21 protein-coding genes and 2 pseudogenes are annotated in these 19,291 nt (G+C 39.2%); 13 read left to right on the top strand and 10 right to left on the bottom strand.

Annotation, left to right across the window (positions count from 1 at the left end):
- The first annotated feature begins 3 nt into the window (after window positions 1-3).
- From OWR28_RS12240 to OWR28_RS12215, 6 genes are all read left to right on the top strand, one after another.
- On the top strand, window positions 4-165 hold the full coding sequence (locus OWR28_RS12240; protein ID WP_332386844.1) for an SDR family NAD(P)-dependent oxidoreductase: 162 nt from the start codon (window positions 4-6) through the stop codon (window positions 163-165).
- 67 nt (window positions 166-232) lie between these two features.
- Window positions 233-799 (top strand): SDR family NAD(P)-dependent oxidoreductase, encoded by a 567-nt coding sequence (locus OWR28_RS12235; protein ID WP_332386843.1) that lies wholly within the window; start codon window positions 233-235, stop codon window positions 797-799.
- Between the two features lie 11 nt (window positions 800-810).
- Window positions 811-1,560 carry an SDR family oxidoreductase gene (locus OWR28_RS12230; RefSeq protein WP_332386842.1) on the top strand — a complete coding sequence of 250 codons (750 nt, stop codon included), beginning with the start codon at window positions 811-813 and terminating at the stop codon, window positions 1,558-1,560.
- A gap of 26 nt (window positions 1,561-1,586) precedes the next feature.
- Complete coding sequence (locus OWR28_RS12225; RefSeq protein WP_332386841.1) at window positions 1,587-1,751, top strand: hypothetical protein; 165 nt, start codon at window positions 1,587-1,589, stop codon at window positions 1,749-1,751.
- A gap of 23 nt (window positions 1,752-1,774) precedes the next feature.
- Complete coding sequence (locus OWR28_RS12220) at window positions 1,775-3,304, top strand: FAD-dependent oxidoreductase (RefSeq protein ID WP_332386840.1); 1,530 nt, start codon at window positions 1,775-1,777, stop codon at window positions 3,302-3,304.
- Window positions 3,305-3,364: 60 nt separating this feature from the next.
- Window positions 3,365-4,021, top strand: coding sequence for a DUF6766 family protein (locus tag OWR28_RS12215; RefSeq protein ID WP_332386839.1), 657 nt, complete (start codon window positions 3,365-3,367; stop codon window positions 4,019-4,021).
- Here OWR28_RS12215 and OWR28_RS12210 read toward each other — a convergent pair.
- Window positions 4,003-4,820, bottom strand: a pseudogene (locus OWR28_RS12210) (AraC family transcriptional regulator). The gene OWR28_RS12215 and the pseudogene OWR28_RS12210 sit on opposite strands and share 19 nt — an antisense overlap.
- A 145-nt stretch (window positions 4,821-4,965) precedes the next feature.
- Between OWR28_RS12210 and OWR28_RS12205 the strand changes: the two are divergent.
- The gene (locus OWR28_RS12205; RefSeq protein WP_332386838.1) at window positions 4,966-6,045 is read left to right on the top strand and encodes an Atu1372/SO_1960 family protein; all 1,080 of its coding nucleotides are present in this window, start codon (window positions 4,966-4,968) and stop codon (window positions 6,043-6,045) included.
- A gap of 328 nt (window positions 6,046-6,373) precedes the next feature.
- Here the strand turns inward: OWR28_RS12205 and pdxR are convergent.
- Window positions 6,374-7,803 (bottom strand): annotated as a pseudogene (pdxR, locus tag OWR28_RS12200) (MocR-like pyridoxine biosynthesis transcription factor PdxR).
- Between the two features lie 100 nt (window positions 7,804-7,903).
- Between pdxR and OWR28_RS12195 the strand changes: the two are divergent.
- The 3 genes from OWR28_RS12195 to OWR28_RS12185 all read left to right on the top strand — a co-directional run bounded on the left by OWR28_RS12195 (window position 7,904) and on the right by OWR28_RS12185 (window position 9,529).
- Window positions 7,904-8,359: a cupin domain-containing protein gene (locus tag OWR28_RS12195; protein ID WP_332386837.1), complete on the top strand. Its 456-nt coding sequence runs from the start codon at window positions 7,904-7,906 to the stop codon at window positions 8,357-8,359.
- Between the two features lie 43 nt (window positions 8,360-8,402).
- Window positions 8,403-9,224 (top strand): dihydrodipicolinate synthase family protein, encoded by an 822-nt coding sequence (locus OWR28_RS12190; RefSeq protein WP_332386836.1) that lies wholly within the window; start codon window positions 8,403-8,405, stop codon window positions 9,222-9,224.
- Between the two features lie 71 nt (window positions 9,225-9,295).
- The gene (locus tag OWR28_RS12185; RefSeq protein WP_332386835.1) at window positions 9,296-9,529 is read left to right on the top strand and encodes a thioredoxin domain-containing protein; all 234 of its coding nucleotides are present in this window, start codon (window positions 9,296-9,298) and stop codon (window positions 9,527-9,529) included.
- A 93-nt stretch (window positions 9,530-9,622) separates the two neighbouring features.
- Here OWR28_RS12185 and OWR28_RS12180 read toward each other — a convergent pair whose 3' ends face one another.
- Window positions 9,623-10,129 carry a pyridoxamine 5'-phosphate oxidase family protein gene (locus OWR28_RS12180; protein ID WP_332386834.1) on the bottom strand — a complete coding sequence of 169 codons (507 nt, stop codon included), beginning with the start codon at window positions 10,127-10,129 and terminating at the stop codon, window positions 9,623-9,625.
- A gap of 194 nt (window positions 10,130-10,323) precedes the next feature.
- Between OWR28_RS12180 and OWR28_RS12175 the strand changes: the two genes are divergently transcribed.
- Together OWR28_RS12175 and OWR28_RS12170 are read left to right on the top strand one after the other, a co-directional pair.
- The gene (locus OWR28_RS12175; RefSeq protein WP_332386833.1) at window positions 10,324-11,121 is read left to right on the top strand and encodes an AraC family transcriptional regulator; all 798 of its coding nucleotides are present in this window, start codon (window positions 10,324-10,326) and stop codon (window positions 11,119-11,121) included.
- Window positions 11,122-11,183: 62 nt separating this feature from the next.
- The gene (locus OWR28_RS12170; RefSeq protein WP_332386832.1) at window positions 11,184-12,137 is read left to right on the top strand and encodes a nitrilase family protein; all 954 of its coding nucleotides are present in this window, start codon (window positions 11,184-11,186) and stop codon (window positions 12,135-12,137) included.
- A 41-nt stretch (window positions 12,138-12,178) separates the two neighbouring features.
- On the opposite strand, the gene OWR28_RS12165 is transcribed toward OWR28_RS12170, so the two are convergent.
- The 4 genes from OWR28_RS12165 to OWR28_RS12150 all read right to left on the bottom strand — a co-directional run bounded on the left by OWR28_RS12165 (window position 12,179) and on the right by OWR28_RS12150 (window position 13,957).
- Entirely contained in the window at window positions 12,179-12,535 is a 357-nt protein-coding gene (locus OWR28_RS12165; RefSeq protein WP_332386831.1) for a rhodanese-like domain-containing protein, read from the bottom strand.
- Window positions 12,532-12,834: a DUF3817 domain-containing protein gene (locus OWR28_RS12160; RefSeq protein WP_115960890.1), complete on the bottom strand. Its 303-nt coding sequence runs from the start codon at window positions 12,832-12,834 to the stop codon at window positions 12,532-12,534. Before OWR28_RS12160 ends, OWR28_RS12165 begins: the two co-directional genes overlap by 4 nt.
- A 3-nt stretch (window positions 12,835-12,837) precedes the next feature.
- Window positions 12,838-13,296: a hypothetical protein gene (locus OWR28_RS12155; RefSeq protein ID WP_332386830.1), complete on the bottom strand. Its 459-nt coding sequence runs from the start codon at window positions 13,294-13,296 to the stop codon at window positions 12,838-12,840.
- 70 nt (window positions 13,297-13,366) lie between these two features.
- Window positions 13,367-13,957 (bottom strand): TetR/AcrR family transcriptional regulator, encoded by a 591-nt coding sequence (locus tag OWR28_RS12150; protein WP_332386828.1) that lies wholly within the window; start codon window positions 13,955-13,957, stop codon window positions 13,367-13,369.
- Window positions 13,958-14,106: 149 nt separating this feature from the next.
- On the opposite strand from OWR28_RS12150, the gene OWR28_RS12145 reads away from it, so the two are divergent.
- Window positions 14,107-15,324, top strand: coding sequence for an MFS transporter (locus OWR28_RS12145; protein ID WP_332386827.1), 1,218 nt, complete (start codon window positions 14,107-14,109; stop codon window positions 15,322-15,324).
- 78 nt (window positions 15,325-15,402) lie between these two features.
- On the opposite strand, the gene pdeM is transcribed toward OWR28_RS12145, so the two are convergent.
- From pdeM to OWR28_RS12130, 3 genes are all read right to left on the bottom strand, one after another.
- Window positions 15,403-16,047 carry a ligase-associated DNA damage response endonuclease PdeM gene (pdeM, locus tag OWR28_RS12140; protein ID WP_332386826.1) on the bottom strand — a complete coding sequence of 215 codons (645 nt, stop codon included), beginning with the start codon at window positions 16,045-16,047 and terminating at the stop codon, window positions 15,403-15,405.
- A gap of 50 nt (window positions 16,048-16,097) precedes the next feature.
- Window positions 16,098-16,700, bottom strand: a complete 603-nt coding sequence (locus tag OWR28_RS12135) for a 2,3-bisphosphoglycerate-dependent phosphoglycerate mutase (protein ID WP_332386825.1) — start codon at window positions 16,698-16,700, stop codon at window positions 16,098-16,100.
- 133 nt (window positions 16,701-16,833) lie between these two features.
- Window positions 16,834-19,287, bottom strand: coding sequence for a ligase-associated DNA damage response DEXH box helicase (locus OWR28_RS12130; RefSeq protein WP_332386824.1), 2,454 nt, complete (start codon window positions 19,285-19,287; stop codon window positions 16,834-16,836).
- Window positions 19,288-19,291 lie beyond the last annotated feature (4 nt).

Genomic DNA, 19,291 nt, shown 5'->3' with positions numbered 1-19,291 from the left:
TCTATGGATCGCAAGAATCAATTTGCACTCATTACAGGTGCTACCAGCGGTATAGGCTACGAACTGTCCAAACAGTTTGCCAAGAATGGTTATGACCTTGTTATTGTGGCCAGAGATCATGAAGAGCTGAAAAAAAGGCTGATGAATTTAAAAATTTTGGAGTGAATGTGATCAGTATCTCCAAAAATCTTTTTTGGAAGAAGAAGCTTATTCCCTTTATTCAGAGTTGAAAATGAATGGAATAAGCCCTGAAATCCTGGTTAATGATGCCGGACAGGGCGTCTATGGAAAATTCCAGGATACTGATATTCACAGGGAAGTAGACATTATACAGTTAAATATCATTTCTGTCATCATATTGACCAAACTGTTTTTGAAGGACCGGCTGCCCAAAGGATCAGGAAAAATTTTAAATCTGGCTTCTGTCGCCAGTAAAGCTCCTGGTCCATGGCAATCGGTATACCATGGTACCAAAGCATTTGTGCTCTCCTGGTCTGAAGCTATTCGCGAAGAATTAAAAGATTCCGGAATTACGGTGACTGCGCTTTTACCAGGACCTACAGACACAGATTTCTTTAATAAAGCGGATATGAACAGAAGTAAAATACTTGAAGACAGGGATAATCTCGCTTCACCTGAAGAAGTGGCCATTGACGGTTATAATGCTCTGATGAACGGAGATGATAAAATAGTATCGGGCTTAAAAAATAAGCTTTCCGTAGCCATGGCTAATATTTCAAGTGATAGTATGGCTGCCCACAGAATGTATGAAATGCAAAAACCCACAACAGAAGAATAATAAATAACGGTATGATCGGAAAATTAAAAGACAAAACTGTTTTAATTACCGGTGCCGACAGTGGAATCGGTAAGGCGGTAGCGCTCCTTTTTGCCCTGGAAGGTGCCGATATTGCCATTATTTATCACTCCAGCGACAATGATGCCGGAAAAACAAAAGCAGAAATTGAAACGCTGAATAGAAAATGCATCATTTTCAAAGGAGATATTAATGACTATGAATTCTGTGAAGAAACGGTAAAAGAAGTGATTTCGGTATTCGGAAAAATTGATATTCTCATCAATAATGCCGGAATTCAGTTTCCTGCGGACAGGATCGAAGATCTTGAGGAAAAGAATATAAGACAAACCTTTGATTCCAATATTGTGGGAATGATCTTACTGACGAAGGTTGTATTCCCTTACCTGAAAGAAGGAAGCTGTGTCATCAATACAACTTCGGTTTCTGCATACCAGGGTCATCCGGAGCTTATCGACTATTCCGCTACAAAAGGAGCTATTGTTTCTTTTACCCGTTCACTGGCATTACAGGCAAAACCAAAAGGAATCCGCATCAATGCCGTTGCACCCGGCCCTGTAGCAACACCGCTTACTGAAGAAACGTTTGACGAAAAAGAAGAAAATCCCAACAAACCTCCGTTCGAGAGAAATGCTACTCCTGAAGAAATTGCTTTCAGCTTTCTGTTTCTGGCCAGTAAAGATGCCTCGCAGATTACCGGACAGGTACTACACCCCAACGGAGGATTAATTGTGAACGGATAGATATTCAACACTAAAAAAATTACATTATGAAAACAACAACACTTATTTTAGGCGTTCTAAGTCTATTTACTTTTACTTCCTGCAGATGCAATATTGATGAAGACGAAAACAGGAAAAGAGATCAGAAGAACAATCCTGCCAACACTGCTAAAACAGGAATTGCTGAAAGTGATACCCTGAAAATCAGGTAAGTTTAACTGCAAAAAATATAATTATGTACAGAGACGGTGCAAGAAAAAGTATATGGCAGGAAGAGATCAGAAAATTTTCTGCAGAAACTGATCTCAGCCAGATATTTGATGTTGCCATAGTGGGCGGCGGAATTACAGGAGTGTCAACAGCACTGAAGCTGCAGGAATCCGGAAAAAAATGTATCATTCTGGAGGCTGCCAATATCGGATTCGGTACAACAGGGGGAACAACTGCCCATTTAAATGATTTTTTTGACACCACCTTCAATGAAGCTATCAGGGATTTTGGTCTTGAAAAAGCCAGACTCTATGCCGAATCCGGAGTTGATGCCATTGAAATTATCGAAGACCGCATTCAGCGATACAATATCAGCTGTGATTTTGCCAGAAAATCAGCATACCTTTTTGCATTGGATGAAAAACAGCAGGAGCAATTGAAGAATATTGTAGAAGGCGCTGATAAAGTTGGCCATGAAATGAACTATGTGAATGAAATTCCTTTTCCTATACCCTTCAGGGAAGCTGTACTTATTCCCGGACAGGGCCATTTTCATCCGATAAAATATATCAAAGGACTTTGTGAGGCTTTTATAAAGCTGGGAGGTTCCATTCAGGAAAACTGTCTCTGTGAAGATCACGATGAGAAGGAAGAATACGTTACTTTAAAAACTTCAAAAGGAGAAGTAAAGGCCGGAAATGTTGTTTATGCAACTCACATACCGCCGGGAGTCAATGTTCTTCATTTTACGAATGCACCTTACAGAAGCTATGCAATGGCTTTTACCATGAAAAACGACCGCTATCCGTGGGCACTGGGTTATGATCTCTGTGAGCCTTATCATTATTACCGTATTCAGAATATCGAAGGTGAAAACCTTTTGATTGCAGGTGGTGAAGATCATAAAACAGGACATGCTGAAGACACCGGAGAATGTTTTTCAAGGCTTGAAAACTATGTCAGGGAATACTTTGATGTGGAAACAGTGTATTATAGCTGGTCCAGCCAATATTATGAGTCGGTGGACGGCCTTCCGTATATTGGAAAGCTTCCCGGCAGTAAGGAAAGAATTTTTGTTGCCACAGGGTTCAGAGGAAACGGAATGATATTCGGAACACTTTCATCACAGATCCTGCATGATCTGATCGTTACAGGAGAAAGCAAATACGGAGATTTGTTCAATCCTTCAAGAATCAAACCTGTTGCCGGATTCTCGGATTTTGTGAAAGAAAATGCAGCGGTAGCCTTTGACTTCGTAAAAGATAAAATTTTTAAAGATAAAATAGAATCCTTTTCAGAAATTGGAGAAGGAGAGGCGAAAGTCATCCGGTACGAATCAGAATCTTATGCCCTGTACAAAGAGATTGATGGCACATTACATCTCCTGAGAAGTACCTGTCCGCACGCAGGATGTGAAGTACGGTGGAACAGTGCAGAGCTGAGCTGGGACTGCCCGTGCCATGGCTCCAGATTCAATGTGAATGGAAAAATTCTTACAGGACCCACAACCAGGAATCTGCAGAAAGTATTCCCTTATCAGAAACATGATCCATAAAACGCTATATCTCAAACCTTAAACCTGGAATTTTAAATTTTAAACTTTAAACTCAGAAATATGCCACGCACCAGTTTCTTGTATCGCAACAGCTTAAGTATTGTTCTGATTACCCTGATGATCATTTTTCTTGCAGGACAGTTTTTTATGGGCTGGAAAACAGAAAACAAAGAACTCATTGAAAACGGACAGCCTGCTTTAAAGATCGGCGAATATATTCACAGCGGCCATTTTATTCAGGCAACTTTTGAAAACTGGGAAAGCGAATTTCTTCAGATGATGCTTTATGTTTTATTAACGATTTCTCTGAGGCAGAAGGGCTCCAGTGAGTCGAAATCTATGACTGAAGAGGAAGATGTTGACAAAGAGCCTGTACCGCATCCCAAAGCGCCATGGCCCGTCAAAAAAGGAGGAATATGGCTGAAACTCTATAAACATTCCTTATCCATTGCTTTTGCCGTTCTCTTTCTGGCCAGTTTTATCTTACATTTCTATGGAAGCCTTAAGGATTTTAATGATGAACAGCTGATGAACAGTAAACCGGCTGTATCGGCAATGCAGTATATTTCAGAATCAAGATTCTGGTTTGAGTCTTTTCAGAACTGGCAGAGTGAATTTCTCGCCGTAGCTTCACTGGTTATTTTATCCATATGGCTTCGCGAAAAAGGCTCGCCCGAATCAAAACCGGTTGACATGCCTCATGATGAAACACCATGACCTTTTTTAACTTTTGGTTTTACCTGCATGATGGCAAAATAGGATGAAGTAAAAGCAGATAGACTCTGATAACCAACTTTATAAGCAACTTCACTTAAAGTATATTGTCTGGTGTCGATCAGTTCAATACTTTTTAAAATTCTTGTCAGCTGAAGGTATTTTTGAAGGGTAATTCCGGTTTCGTTTTTGAAAATTCTCTGGAGGTTCCGGACAGACATTTGTGCTTTTTCAGCCAGCGCATCAATGTCTAAATTATACTTAAAATGGGTATTGATTTCGTTGCATACAGGAATCAGCCTTGTATCTGCAGGTACAGGAATTTCCAGACCGCTGCTTTCCTTACAGAAATTGGGAAGACTTTTTAAAATAGCTTTAAAAAACACGTCCTGTTCTTCATTTTTATCTAATGATTGATTCCATTTTGAGGCATATAAAAGCATTTCCCTCAACACAGGAGGAGCAGCAAACACCTGAACACTCTGATAAAATCCGTCTTCAAAAACTGATTTGAAGAGAAATACCATCAGATTCACCGTTTGTGCTTCAGAAGTTATTTTATGGCCTTTTTCTGAAGGAATCCATATGACATGGTGTTGCGGGACAAGATAAATTTTCCTGCCGATATGGAAATACTGGTAACCATCTTCTACAAAAGTCAGCTGAGCACGGCTATGCCTATGTTCATAATCATCATGTTTCCAGTTTTTTCGCACCAGACATAAGCCTCTTTTTCAATAGAATCAATAAAGTGGGTTTCCGTTTTTTCAATCAGTCCGCATTTCATATTGTCGTTTTGCATATATATTTTGGCAAATTTAATAAAAACGCCAATACTAATTTTGTACTGTCAATAAAGTAACATTATTAAAAATAAACTATATCCTGTTCAGAATGAAAAAACGATGTCTTTTTTTATTTTAATTGTATTATCTAATATCACCATTATGGCACAAAATAAAGCAAAAATATTGGTCCTTATCCATTCAGATAATGGCGGGACTTATGAACTGGCCAAAGAAATCGCTAAAGGAATTGAAAGTGAAAATAATGCAGTTCCTTATATCAAAATGGTCAAATCTTCACAAAATCCTAACCTTAAAAACCTTCCGGTGGCAACTATAGACGAGCTGGCAGATTACGATGGGATTGTCTTTGGCTCACCGGTTTATTTCGGAAATATCAGTACGGGAATGAGTGAGTTTTTAGCTAAAACCGTCCAGCTTTGGACCACTCATGCTTTAGAAGGTGTTCCGGCTTCGGTTTTCATGTCAGCAGGAAGCGGTGCCGGAAAAGAGCTGGCCATGCAGGCATTCTGGAACAGTCTTGCGGTTCACGGAATGATATTGGTCCCTAACGGCATCCGTGGGACGGAAGAGCTGAACAAAGCTATTCCACAGGGAAATACCGTGTTAGGGGTAACGAGTATGGCTTCTTTAAAAGATGTTGAAAGACCTACCAAAGGAGAACGTAATATTGCCGAATTACAAGGGAAAAACTTTGCAAGAGTAGCGCTGGCATTAAAGGATACCCGCCCAAAAAGAGCTGCACCTGCTGCAGAACATCATCAGAACTTTGCTGAAATACTTAAACAGAAAAATATCACCCTTCCGCAGGTCCCAAAACCGGCAGGAAATTATCAGCCTTTTGTACGTTCCGGAAATCTCGTATTCATTAATCAGGTTGCTTTGAAAGACGGTAAAATCTTCAATCCCGGGAAATTAGGTGTTGAAGTAAATGAACAGCAGGTAAAAGAAGCTACTAGAGTTACCATGCTTAACGTCATTTCGGTATTGAATGAAGCTGTAGGAGGGGATTTGAGCAGAGTAAAACAATGTGTTCAACTAACAGGAATTTTCAATACAAAAGAGGATTATACAAAGCATGCAGACCTTATGAATGTAGCTTCTGACCTGGCCGTAGAAATCTTCGGAGACAAAGGAAAACATGCCAGGGCAACTCTGGGGGCATCATCAATTCCTGTGGGGTCTTCTGTAGAGATTCAGGCAGTTTTTGAAGTAGAGTGATTTTAATGAATTCAGACTTCAAAGTACTATAATTCAAATGCCTTAATTTGATTTTAAGCTAAAAATAAACTGCGAAGAAGTTCACTTAAGTTTAAAAATCAAAGATTTTTTATTACCTGAAATTATTTTAAATATACAGAAGCATCTGTGCAAATCTGTGAAATCTGTGGGAAAATATTTACTAAACCACAAAAGTCACAAAAGCTTTCACCACTTAAGTTGATTTTAAGGTTAAAGATAAACTGCTGAGAAGTTCACTTAAGTTTAAAAATCTTCAATTTTTATTTGATTTTGGTTGTGGGACATCTGTAGTCTGTGAAATCAATGGTTAAAAGGAGTTAGAAAAAATTTCAGCAATCAAAGGAATACTTTGTTCCAGCTGCTCTTCAGAAAGGGCTCCGTAGCTTAATCTGAAGCCGTTGACCTTATTTTGACTGTATTGTTTCGGATGGATTATTTTGATATTCTTCTCCAATAGAAGAGTGGTTACCCCATCCCAATCCAATTGAACTTTAGGAACAATCCAAAAGGCGAGCCCACCTTCAGGCAGTGTGAAATCTGCAATAGCTGCCATATGCTTTTTTAGCAGCTCATAAACGAAATCTCTTTTATGTCTGTAATAAATGGTTGCTTTTCTGATATGCTTTTTTACCGCACCTTCTCTGATCAGCTGGAGAACAGCCTGTTCCATGATGACATCTCCGTGCACATCAATAATTTTTCTCAGAGCGCCGATTTTTTTCAGTAATTCCTGGTTTTTAGTGGCCAGATAACCAATCCTCAAAGCTGGGGCTACCACTTTACTCAGTGTTCCGATATAAACATAATGCTGTAGCTCCGCAAAACTTGAAACAGGAAGGATGGGGCGGTACCCGAAATGAAACTCATTGTCATAATCATCCTCAATGATGGTTATATTATACTGATTTGAAAGCTCAATTAATTTTAATCTTCTGGAAAGGCTTAAAGTGACAGTTGTAGGATATTGCCTGTGAGGCGTAATATAAATGGCTTTAATATTCTGATGTTTTGTCAGAAGCATTTCAACAGCTTCAATACTGATTCCTTCATGATCTACAGGTACGGGTAACAGTTCGGCACCGGCATATTCAAAAGCATGCCATGCAGGCTGATATCCCGGATCTTCTACAATAACAAGGTCGCCGGAAGTTAAAAGAGTTTGAGCTGTCAGAAACATGCCCATCTGGCTGCCTCGGGTAACAGAAATTTCATTTTCCTGAATATGCATTCCACGCTGATGATTCAGCATCTGAGAAATCATTTTACGGAATTCAACATCGCCATGTTCATTTCCATAACCCATCATCTGCCACTTGGCCTTAATGCTGAAAATTTGTCTGTAAGCTCTTGCCAGCTCTGTTACAGGTGCAATCTTACTGTCAGGATGCCCGTCATCATAATTGATTAGCATTCCGTTGGAAATCATCTGCTGATTCAAAGAATCCTGTATTCTACCTGTTTTTTCTCATGTAAAGCAGGAAGATTTTCTGATACAAAAATTCCTTTCCGTTCTTTGGAAATCACCCATTCTTCATTAATAAGAACCTGATAAGCTTCCACAACGGTATTCCTGTTAATCTTTAAAGTCTGCGCCAGATTCCGGCTACCAGGCAGGGCATCACCGGGTTTCAGTCTTCCTGAACGGATGTCAGTGATAATGGTATCGGCAATCTGCAGATAAACGGCTTTATCAAGCTTTTTATCAATTTCTAATTCTAATTTCCAAGGTCGCAGCATCTGGACTATCTGTTTATGTAAAAACTGAATCATTTAAACAGTCCAAATATAAAATAATTTTGTCATGCAATAAAGCACAAAACCTTAATAATTTTAAATTATGGACAAGAAACAATTCAGTTCCAAAGACTTTCACGAAACTTTTGCAAGACCAAAGTATGTAAAGCCTGGCCATTTGATTCATAAAAATGTAGAAAACGCGGGTGAGCACAATCAGTTTTCAACAGAAAGGAAACATCCGGTTTTCTTTGTGGATCTTCCCAGCAAGAATGTCAGCATGACGATCGGCGGACTTCTTCCCGGCCAGCAGACCAACAGACATCGCCATACGTATGAAACCGTATTATTTGTCATTGAGGGAAAAGGCTGGACAGAAGTAGAAGATGAAAGGGTACATTGGGAAGCAGGAGATGCGGTATATATTCCTTCCTGGGCATGGCATAAACATCAGAACCTTAGTGATACCGAGCCTGCCAAATATATTGCCTGCGAAAATGCTCCTCAGCTGCAGAACCTGGGAGTCGCATTGAGAGAAGAGGAAGGCAGAGACCTTTAAGGCAAAAGGTTAAATTTATTTTCAATTTTTAAATCAGTAAAACATGAAAAATGTTCCATTCAAAGGGATTATTGCCTATCCCATAACACCTTTTGACAAAAATGAGAAAGTAGATATTCCTCTTTTCAGACATCTGGTAGAAAGGCTGGTCACTTCCGGAAGCCACGGCATTGCGCCATTAGGAAGCACAGGGGTAATGCCTTATCTGTCTGATGAAGAAAAAGAAGAAGTTACAGAAGCTACTTTGCAGCAGGTAAAAGGAAGAATTCCAACGCTTGTAGGGGTTTCCAATCTTACAACAGAAAAAACGGTTCACCATGCGCAGTTTGCGGAAAAAGCAGGAGCGGATGCAGTGATGATTATCCCCATGAGCTACTGGAAGCTTACTGACGATGAAATTGTTTCCCATTATGATGCTGTCGCCAATAAGATTTCTATCCCGATTATGGCCTACAATAATCCGGCAACAAGCGGGGTGGATATGTCACCGGCCCTGTTGAAAAGGCTGCTTGAAATTCCTAATGTAACAATGATTAAGGAAAGTACCGGAGATATTCAGAGGATGCATTATCTGAGAAAAGCATTAGGTGAAGAAGTTGCATTCTATAACGGCTCAAATCCTTTGGCCCTGGCCGCATTTTCTGCCGGAGCAAGAGGTTGGTGTACAGCAGCTCCCAATCTTATCCCGGAACTGAATATCAGTCTTTATAATGCAGTGGAAGAAGGAAATCTTGAAAAAGCAAAAGAAATTTTCTATCAGCAGTTTGACCTTTTAAAATTTATTGTCAGCAAAGGGTTGCCGAGAGCGGTGAAGTCAGGGTTGAATATTCTCGGGGAAGATGGGGGAATTTACGAAGCCCTCTGAAACCACTACACGAAAAGGAAACGGAAGAATTAAAAAATATAATGAAAACACTTATTAATTAATACAATCTTATGAAAAAATCCATTTTTTATCATGCAGGATGCCCGGTCTGCATCAGCGCAGAGCATGATATCATTACTCTTATAGGTTTGGAAAATGTTGAAATCATCCATTTGGGAAATGATAAAAACAAAATTGAAGAGGCTGAACATGCAGGGGTAAAGTCTGTACCGGCTTTAGTAACGCCGAACGGTAATGTCCTTCATATTAATTTTGGAGCCTCTATGGAAGAGGTGAAAAATTAACATTATTAATCTTGTATAAACGGCTCAATTTCTTGAGCCGTTTTTGTTTTCCCGCAATACATCTGTGATAGAGTTCATTGCTACCCAAACTTTCTAAATCGTTGCATTCCCTTCTACACCGTCAGAATTATTGGTTTTATTCCCGGTAATTGCAGCGGCAACAAAACTGAAAAGGCTCACCAGTTTTCCTGCTTTGGTGTCCCAGTAATAGGTTTCTTTAGGTTCTACGCGGATAATGGTTACATTGGGATCATCCTTCCCATCAAACCACGCTTTAGCCAAAGGAGACCATTTATCTTCTATGGTTGCCTTGTCCTTATAAACCGAAGCTTCTCCATATACCGAAAGGTACTGGGAATCACCATTATTCATAAAAAACAGCTGTACTCTGCGGTCTTCTTTGATTTCAAAATTCTTATTACTGGTTCCACTGCTGATAAACCACAGATTTCCGCTGTCGTCTGTTTCCTGAAGGGTCATGGGTCGTGAATTGACAGGAATGGTTTCCAATTCGGTACAGAACATACATATTCTGGCATTTTCCGACAGTTCTTTGATCTTTTTGATCGCTTCAAGATGGGTAAGATTTTGTGTTGACATATTAAATATTTTAAGTGATTGGTATTGATTTTATTCAGGAATGGGAGATAATTTCATTAAGTCTTTCAAATACCTGACCAAAAGAAAATAAAATGTGGTACCTTAGATTGATTTCTTTCAAAAATTCATAGGTATTTGCCGGAATTTAAAAAACAGTTCTTTTTCTGCCGGCAAGTTTGATGTACATTTGATGCATGCAGATTCCGCCTCCTAAACATTTAGCTGCTTTTATCAGGCATTACATTTTCTTGGAGAATTCTGAAAAAACAGTCAGAAGTCTAAGGCTGTTTACTGATGGCAGCTCAGGGCTTATTCTATCCGGAGATATGAGTCTGTATTCCGGTATTTCCGGCGATAGGATGCCGCTTTCCTTTTTTTACGGCGTTTTAAACGGATATAAAGATTTTTATTCCAGGGACAGATTTTTCCTTATTGCTGTTGTATTTCAGCCTTATTTTTTGAATATTATTTTAAATACTTCCGCCAGAGAGATTTCTAATCAGATTGTTTCCGTGGAAGATGTGCTGAAGAACAAACTGCAAAGTTTTCAGGAACAACTTTTTAATAAAATAAACCCTTTGCATATTATCAATGATCTGAATGTGTTTTTTACTCACTTTCTTTCTGAAAGGATGAATACAGATCATCAAATTATTGCCGCTTCACAACAATATATTCTTCAGAACAAAGGTTTGGTATCATCCAAAGATCTGGAAAAATTCACAGGATATTCTGAACGCCATCTGGAAAGAAAATTTGAATATTATATGGGAATGTCTCCCAAAAAATACAGCAATATTATCAGGCTGCATTCCTTTTTGAGACTGATAAATAGAAGTGTTGATAATAAAAATATGACTCTACATTCTTATGAAGCAGGATTTTCTGACCAGTCACATCTTATCAGAGAGTTTAAAAACAATACCGGGCTTACTCCAAAACAATATCTGAACACAGAAAATAAAATGGCAGTTAATTTCATTGAGTTGTAAAAAGCATGTCGGTTTTATACAATTTTTTAAAAGTGATAGCATCTAGCTTTGCTTAAAAAACAATGAATATTAAAATTTCAACCGCACAATTTGAAAATAAAAGTGGAGATAAAGCCTACAATCTCTCTGTCATCGAAAAACTGGCTCAGCAGGCTTCTGCTAAAAGATCTGATGTTATTGCATTTCATGAATGCTCCGTCACAGGTTATACATTTGCCCGAAAGCTTTCCAGAGAGCAGCTTCTGGATATTGCAGAACGTATTCCGGAAGGCGAAAGTATCCGGAAATTACAGCAGATTGCAGCTCAGAATAACATTACGATATTGGCAGGTTTATTCGAGAAGGATGAATATGATAACCTTTTTAAAGCGTATGTATGTGTTGATAAAACCGGACTGAAGGCTAAATACAGAAAACTCCATCCTTTTATCAATCCTCATCTTAGGCCCGGTAATGAGTATTGTGTATTTGATATCATGGGCTGGAAATGCGGTATTCTCATCTGCTATGACAACAATATTATTGAAAACGTAAGGGCTACAAGGCTGCTTGGAGCAGAAATCATCTTTATGCCCCACGTAACGATGTGTACCCCTTCTACCAGGCCCGGAGCCGGTTTTGTAGATCCTCAGCTCTGGGAAAACAGAGAAGCAGATCCTACTTCCTTACGCATTGAGTTCGACGGGATGAAGGGTAGAGACTGGTTAATGAAATGGCTGCCGGCAAGAGCTTATGATAACGGAACTTATATTGTTTTTTCAAATCCTGTAGGGATGGATGATGACCAGCTGAAAAACGGATGTTCCATGATGATAGACCCCTTCGGAGATGTGATTGCAGAATGCCGCTCGTGGGAAGACAGTTTTGCATCTGCAGTGATGATTCCCCGAAAGCTTATCCAGGCGGGAGGATACCGTTATATTAAAGCCCGAAAGCCTGAATTATACAGGGATATAATAGGGCAGGAGCATTCATCTGATCAGAAAGTAGCATGGCTGGATGATAAAACAGTTTAAAAATTCAATCCCTCTATATCTCTTAGAGGGATTGAATTGCTTTACTTGCTGATGGTTTTCTGGAGGTCACTCCAGGCACCGCCGTTGTAAACATGTTTAAAGCCTCTTTCTTTCAGTATATTTTCAGCTTTTACACTTCGCAGCCCGTGAGAACAGACCGTGATATATGTCTTCTCAGGGTCCAGCTCTGTATACCGTTCCCTGATGGTTCCCAGTGAAATATTGACAGAACCTTCAATATGTCCCGTTTTATATTCTTTTTCAGTTCTTACGTCCAGGATAACAGCTCCTTTTTTGAGCAATTGCGGAAGACCGTCATCTAAAGTCTGAAACCGGTACACTTTATACACTACATACAGCATAAAGGCCACTCCACAGATGATAAAAAGACTCTTCATAGTTTGCTCAGAATTTTTTTGTCAATATAAAATGTTCCAAACGGAATGAAACAGGCAAGGATTACCTTCCATGTTATTTCTCTGAACTTCCAGTTCTGTTCTACGCCAACACTCAGCGTATTGAAAAGGAAGAGCAGGAATAATGTTCCGTGAACGGGGCCTAATAACCGCACAAATAAAGGATTTCCCATCCAATATTTTACAGGAACGGCAATGCATACCAGGCTCAGTAATGAAATGCCTTCCAGAATTGCCAGAATTCTTAAACGGCCGATTTTTGTTTTCAATAAGTCTATCATAATTTATCTGAAATAAGGTCTGTTTGCAAAAGGAGAAAAAGGCCACGGGACCGCAATAAAAATAATGATCAGTGCAATGGAGAACCAGATTCCCATGGTTTTGAACTTTTCTTTGTCAGAAAGCCTTCTTTTGGCCAGTGCGGAACCTATTGTGATGACAATAATGGCTGTAATCATCAATGAAATGTGGATCATCCCGAAAAACAGGTGTTCAAAAGATTCTTTTGCTTCATTAAAGTTTTTCCAGAAATATTGTATGACCGGACTTTTGAGATAGAATACCATTCCTATAATCAACTGTATATGAGCAATGGTAGCGGTCCAATGCCTTACTGAATTATCTGTTCCTGTAAATTTACGGTTTGAAAAATATCCTTTAAAAGCGCGAAAAATTGCATAGATCAAACTTATTAAAACCAGCCACCGGGTTTGGGAATGTAAAAAGGTAAGGGTCTGATACATCGTTTATTTTTTTGAACACAACAAAGGTATAATAAAAACATACTAAGTAGTATGTTTTTAATCAAAAAAATTATTGAAGTGTTTTAAAATACGATTTAAGTCCTTTTAAATAAGTGAGATACACTTCTTTTGAATGCTCAAGTTTACCAAGGTTTCTAACGCCCCAATAGCCTGAAATAACAAAAACACTGACTTCTTTTGCACTGACTTCTCTTTTAATGATACCAGATTCCTTCCCTTTTTGAATACTTTCTGCAAGAGCCAGCTCCCATTCTTTTGAAAGATCGTGCAAGGCCTGTGTAAACGAAGTATGCCATGGGGCCATTTGCTGTACGAAATTGGAGGTGGGACAGCCATACTCAACTTTCAGAAAATCATTTTCCATCAGAAGATGGTGCATGATATCATAGATGCTGTCCAAAGGATTTTTGCTGTTCTGAAGAGAATCGATAAAAGTTTTTCTGAAATTAGGTTTCATCAGATCGGTAATAATAGCAAGACCCATTTCATCTTTGGTTTTAAAATGATAATAAAAAGCTCCTTTGGTCACCTGAGTCGTTGCGATAATTTCATCAATGCTCGTGGTCTGAAAACCTTTTACATAGATCAATTCGAACGCTTTTTGGAGAATAGTAAGACGGGTTGCTTCTGATTTCTTCATTAAAACTTATGATTATTCTGCAAAGGAACAAATTTTAAGTGTAAAATAAAACTATCATTATTCTGATAGTTTGTTACAATTTAAATAATTTTTATAATACAATTATTCATCGGAAATTTGTCTCGTCAATATCAACAAAATACAAGACAATGAATTATCAAAAAGAAATACAGGTCAATACAGCATCACAAACTATTAAAAAAGGTTTGCCTGCGGCACTTTGGGCATTAACGATAAGTGCTTTTGGAATAGGAACAACTGAATTTGTAATTGTCGGATTGCTTCCTACAGTAGCTTCTGATCTCGGAATCAGCATTCCTTCAGCAGGATTATTAGTGAGCCTTTATGCGATAGGAGTAGCGATAGGAGCTCCGATATTAACGGCATTAACAGGAAAAGTTCCCCGTAAGATGCTATTAGTATCTATCATGCTGCTGTTTGTTATCGGAAACGGATTGGCCTCTATAGCGCCCGGATTTATAACTTTAGTGCTGGCAAGAATACTTACAGGTTTTGCTCATGGGGTTTACTTTTCCATAGGCTCTACCATCGCGGCTTCTCTGGTGCCTGAAGAAAAGAGGGCTACTGCTATTTCCATTATGTTTGCCGGGCTCACACTGGCAATTGTAACGGGAGTTCCGCTGGGTACTTTCATAGGGCAGCATTTCGGATGGAGAGCAACTTTTATAGGCGTTTCCATCCTGGGAATCATTGGATTAGCGGCCAGCTTATTGCTGGTTCCCAACAACCTGAAAAACGGGAAATCAGCTTCTTTAAAAAGTCAGTTTAAAGTACTGGGAAACAGACGTTTGATTTTTGCGTTTTTAATGACAGCGATGGGATATGGAGGAACATTTGTAGTTTTTACTTATCTGTCACCAATTTTACAGAAAATCACAGGTTTTCAGGAATCAACAGTTACCTTCATCCTGCTGATCTACGGAATTGCTATTGCTTTGGGAAATCTTCTTGGTGGAAAGGTAGCGAATAAAAACCCTCTTAAAGCCCTTCTATGGATGTTTGCTGCTCAGGGATTGGTATTATTTGCGTTTTACTTTACGGTAAGCAGTCCTGTTTTAAGCATCATTACGCTTTTTCTTCTGGGAGCATTATCATTTGCGTCTGTTCCCGGATTGCAGCTGCTGGTAGTACAGATAGCAGAAAAGGAACTTCCCGGAACCGAGGATGTCGCTTCCGGGATCAATATTGCAGCATTTAATATTGGTATTGCCATCGGATCCTATGCAGGAGGGGTTATTGTAACATCATCTTTAGGATTGGCAAGCACACCATGGATCGGAGCATTATTTCTGGTGATTACAGTCCTGATCACACTGTACAGTATCCGTTTGAGTAAGAAAGGGTAAGATTTTACTATCTGATATATCATCTGTGTCAAGGTTTAAAAACTTGACACGGATATATTGTCAGAGATAAGCAGAAAATCAGATTTCATAAATCTCCGCATCTGTGAAGACAAAAAAGGTACTTTTCTTAGGCAGGTTTTTCGTATCCAGTCCGGTGAATTCACTGAAAGCCGGTAATAATAACTGGTTGCTGCTGAGAGCAAAGCAGGGGAGCCTGATATTCCTGACTGAAGAATTCAGTACAATTCCGGGATGAATATGTCCGGTAACCTGGAATCCCGCTCTTGTTGTATCAAAATCATGAATAAAAGTAATGCCTGCTATCTCGAGCAGTTCAGACTTATGATTGAAACATAATTTTTCTTCCAAAGCTTGTGATATCCGGTCATGATTTCCTTCAATAAGATAGAATTGTATTCCAGGATATCGGGATTTCCATATACAGAACTCATCTACATCAGAATTGTCTCCTGCATGAAGCAAATCTCCAACCACAACGAATTTTTCAGGTTGAAAAAACTCAATCAGCGCAGATAATCTTTCCAGATCGCTTTTCATAATATGGTTAGCCAGTGCAATGCCGTTTTTCCGGAAATGAGCAGTTTTCCCGATGTGAAGATCAGAAAGAACAAGCGCTTTTTCTTTTTCCCAGAATGCAGCACGCTGGTTGGTAAGGATAAAAATTTCGTTCTGAATAGAAATGCTTTTGGTAGCTATAAACACGCTGTATGGATTGAAAATTTAATGTTCAAAGGTAAGCTTTATTAATCGAATCAGCCTACTCTCCGGCTTACGTGAAATTTTTCATCAAAAACATACGTCAGGGGATATCCTGTGGCAATTTCTCTTTCCAGAATTTCTTCAGGAGAAAGGTGTTCCAGATACATGATCAGTGCACGGAGGCTATTCCCGTGAGCAACGATCAATACATTTTCACCCTGTTTTAATAACGGCCTTATCTGGCTTTCAAAATAAGGAATTACCCTGTTGTACGTATCTTTAAGGCTTTCGCCACCCGGAGGAACCACATCATATGATCTGCGCCATATATGAACCTGTTCATCACCATACTTAAGTGCTGTTTCTGCTTTGTTTAACCCTTCAAGATTTCCATAAGAACGCTCGTTCAGAGCTTTATCTTTTACAACTGGGATATTGGGATTTCCTATTTCATTCAGAATGATGGAGAGGGTATGCTGTGCCCTGATGAGGGCAGAAGTGAAAGCGATATCTATTCTTTCTCCTTTTAAAGCAAGTCCTGCTTTTTTTGCTTCTTCAATACCGGCTTCTGTTATATCGATATCTTTCCAGCCTGTAAACCTGTTTTCAAGGTTCCAGAGTGACTGTCCGTGACGGACCAAGAACAATTTTTCCATTATTTACATTGATTTAAACTTCTGAGAAGCTATACTCTAAGTTACGGTGATTATTTAAAATTATCAATAAAATTAACACAGAATATTAGGCTATGAATAAGATTAAAAAGACAGGAAAATGTATTAAATATATTTATGAAATATCACTTATATTGGAGAGTTTCAGCATCCTTTTAATTCTTGCATCCAACCCTTCACTGGAAAGGGTCTGCCTCAGGCTATCCACTTTAATCGGAAAGCTGAGCGGAGTGAAGGAACGGGAATGTTTTAAAATAATTTCAGACTTTTCAATTCTTTTAAAAGCTTCTACAAGACGTTGTTCCTGGAGCTGCATATTAAAGACTTCAGTATAGGCCTGCTTTATTAAAAAATGACCGGCATCATGGTCTTCCAGCACTTTAAAAATTAATCCGGCAGAGCTTTGCAGTGATTTATTGGAACGCTGCTGTCCTGCATAATTTTGAATTACCATTCCTGATATTACGGCAATATCCCGGAATTTTCGTCTGGCCATTTCGGCAGAATTGATACTGGCAATCACATCATTCATCAGATTATCACGGGTTAGGAACTGTTGCAGATTTTCTCCGTTAAGCGGAATTTCCTTATCACTGAATAACTCAAATCCATAATCATTCATTGCCATTGAAAAGGAAATAGGCGCCAGCTTTGAGATGCGGTAAGCAATTAATGCGGCCATTACTTCATGTACCAGCCGCCCTTCAAAAGGATACATAAATAAATGGTATCCTTCACGGTTTTTAATCATTTCCACCAGGAATTCATCTTCTTTGGGAATGTGGGAGTTTTTTTCCTGATTAATCAATAAAGAATGAAGAAATTTAAGTTCCTTTTCTGATGCTTTAGGACTTAAGGCATGGGAAAGTTTTTCTCTTAAAAAATGTCCCAGATTGGAACTTAAAGGAAGTCTTCCACCCAGATAGCTTGGTACCAGGGCTTTTCCTTTGGCAGCTCTTACATACACCGTCATATCTTTGATCATGGCGACTTCCAGCGTTCTCCCTGCAAGAATAAATTTTTCCTCTTTTTTAAGTTTTGAAATAAAATATTCTTCAATCATCCCAATGTAACCTCCTGATATAAATTTCACTTTCAGCATGGCATCGCTTACAATCACTCCCATATTCATCCTGTGAAGCATGGCGATTTTTCTTGAAGTTACTTTATAAAGCCCGTCTTCCATAATGACAACCTTATGGAATTCCTCATAGCTTTTTAAAACACTTCCGCCGATGGTAAGGAATTCCAGGATACTTTTCCATTCCTCATCCAGTATTTCCTGAAATGCATATACTTTTCTGATTCTTTCGTAAAGTTCATCAGGATAAAAACCGTCTCCTACAGCCAGCGTCATCAGAAACTGAACCAATACATCGAAGCAAAGAACCTGGGGTTCCCTGGGCTCAACAACTTTCTGTTTTACCGCTTCTTTTAATGCTGAAACTTCAATCAGCTCCAGAGAGTGCGTAGGAACACAATATATCTTTGAGGTTTCAAAAGGGGAGTGTCCGCTGCGTCCGGCTCTCTGCAGAAACCGCGCAACTCCTTTGGCAGATCCTACCTGAATAACGGTGTCGACAGGCTTAAAATCAATCCCAAGATCCAGGGAGGATGTAGAAACCACGGCTTTTAATTTTCCGGAACTTAAGTTTTCCTCAATCCAGATTCTCAGGTGTGCATCAATGGAACTGTGATGGATGGCGATCTGGCCGGCAAAATCAGGATACGCATCCAAAAGAAGCTGATACCACATTTCACTCTGGCTTCTCGTATTGGTAAAAACAATTGTGGATTTTGACTCCAGAATAATAGGAACGACTTTATCTGCAAGCTTGTTTCCCAGATGTCCCGCCCATGGCAATATTTCAATTTCGTCCGGGAAAACAGGCAGAATATCTATTTTCTTATGTTCTTTGGCCGTAATCTTTGTCTTTTTAATATCATAAGGAATAAGCACTTCCATGGCTTCGTCCAGATTCCCGATAGTGGCGGTAATTCCCCAGATCTTAACCTTAGGAACATATTTTCTGAGCTGGGAAATGGCAAGTTCTACCATGACACCGCGCTTTGAACCGAGTAATTCATGCCATTCATCCACAGCCACACATTTCATATCCCTGAAAAAAGCTTCATTATTTTTCTGAGCCAGAAGCAAGTGAAGACTTTCAGGAGTTACAACAAGAATTTCAGGCATTTTTTTTACCTGCTGCTGTCTCACTTTAGGATCAGTATCTCCGTTTCTTACACCTACGGCCCAATCCAGCCCTATTTCATCAATAGCTTCCTGCATCGCCTTCGCAATGTCTTTGGAAAGGGAACGGAGAGGCGTTATCCAGATCATTTTTAACCCTTTTTTGTATTGTTCGGGATGATTCAGGAAGTCTGAAACCATTGCTAAAAAAATAGAAAAAGTTTTCCCGAACCCGGTAGGAGCAACTACCATTCCGCTGTATCCGTTTCCGAATTTTTTCCAGGTTTCAAGCTGGAATTTAAAAGGGGCAATACCTTTATCGCTCATCCATTGCTGAATGATCTTAAATCCGTCTGTATGTTCGAAAGCTGCCAACTTT

The sequence above is a fragment of the Chryseobacterium sp. 1B4 genome, from assembly GCF_036631475.1.
Taxonomy (GTDB): domain Bacteria; phylum Bacteroidota; class Bacteroidia; order Flavobacteriales; family Weeksellaceae; genus Chryseobacterium.
The sequence above is the reverse complement of the archived record's forward strand: the minus strand, read 5'-3'. Positions and strand labels throughout refer to the sequence as shown.

Coding starts and splice junctions, on each gene's coding strand:
- OWR28_RS12240 (WP_332386844.1), top strand. CDS start 4: ATGGATCGCAAGAATCAATTTGCACTCATTACAGGTGCTACCAGCGGT.
- OWR28_RS12235 (WP_332386843.1), top strand. CDS start 233: ATGAATGGAATAAGCCCTGAAATCCTGGTTAATGATGCCGGACAGGGC.
- OWR28_RS12230 (WP_332386842.1), top strand. CDS start 811: ATGATCGGAAAATTAAAAGACAAAACTGTTTTAATTACCGGTGCCGAC.
- OWR28_RS12225 (WP_332386841.1), top strand. CDS start 1,587: ATGAAAACAACAACACTTATTTTAGGCGTTCTAAGTCTATTTACTTTT.
- OWR28_RS12220 (WP_332386840.1), top strand. CDS start 1,775: ATGTACAGAGACGGTGCAAGAAAAAGTATATGGCAGGAAGAGATCAGA.
- OWR28_RS12215 (WP_332386839.1), top strand. CDS start 3,365: ATGCCACGCACCAGTTTCTTGTATCGCAACAGCTTAAGTATTGTTCTG.
- OWR28_RS12205 (WP_332386838.1), top strand. CDS start 4,966: ATGGCACAAAATAAAGCAAAAATATTGGTCCTTATCCATTCAGATAAT.
- OWR28_RS12195 (WP_332386837.1), top strand. CDS start 7,904: ATGGACAAGAAACAATTCAGTTCCAAAGACTTTCACGAAACTTTTGCA.
- OWR28_RS12190 (WP_332386836.1), top strand. CDS start 8,403: ATGAAAAATGTTCCATTCAAAGGGATTATTGCCTATCCCATAACACCT.
- OWR28_RS12185 (WP_332386835.1), top strand. CDS start 9,296: ATGAAAAAATCCATTTTTTATCATGCAGGATGCCCGGTCTGCATCAGC.
- OWR28_RS12180 (WP_332386834.1), bottom strand. CDS start 10,129: ATGTCAACACAAAATCTTACCCATCTTGAAGCGATCAAAAAGATCAAA.
- OWR28_RS12175 (WP_332386833.1), top strand. CDS start 10,324: ATGCAGATTCCGCCTCCTAAACATTTAGCTGCTTTTATCAGGCATTAC.
- OWR28_RS12170 (WP_332386832.1), top strand. CDS start 11,184: ATGAATATTAAAATTTCAACCGCACAATTTGAAAATAAAAGTGGAGAT.
- OWR28_RS12165 (WP_332386831.1), bottom strand. CDS start 12,535: ATGAAGAGTCTTTTTATCATCTGTGGAGTGGCCTTTATGCTGTATGTA.
- OWR28_RS12160 (WP_115960890.1), bottom strand. CDS start 12,834: ATGATAGACTTATTGAAAACAAAAATCGGCCGTTTAAGAATTCTGGCA.
- OWR28_RS12155 (WP_332386830.1), bottom strand. CDS start 13,296: ATGTATCAGACCCTTACCTTTTTACATTCCCAAACCCGGTGGCTGGTT.
- OWR28_RS12150 (WP_332386828.1), bottom strand. CDS start 13,957: ATGAAGAAATCAGAAGCAACCCGTCTTACTATTCTCCAAAAAGCGTTC.
- OWR28_RS12145 (WP_332386827.1), top strand. CDS start 14,107: ATGAATTATCAAAAAGAAATACAGGTCAATACAGCATCACAAACTATT.
- OWR28_RS12135 (WP_332386825.1), bottom strand. CDS start 16,700: ATGGAAAAATTGTTCTTGGTCCGTCACGGACAGTCACTCTGGAACCTT.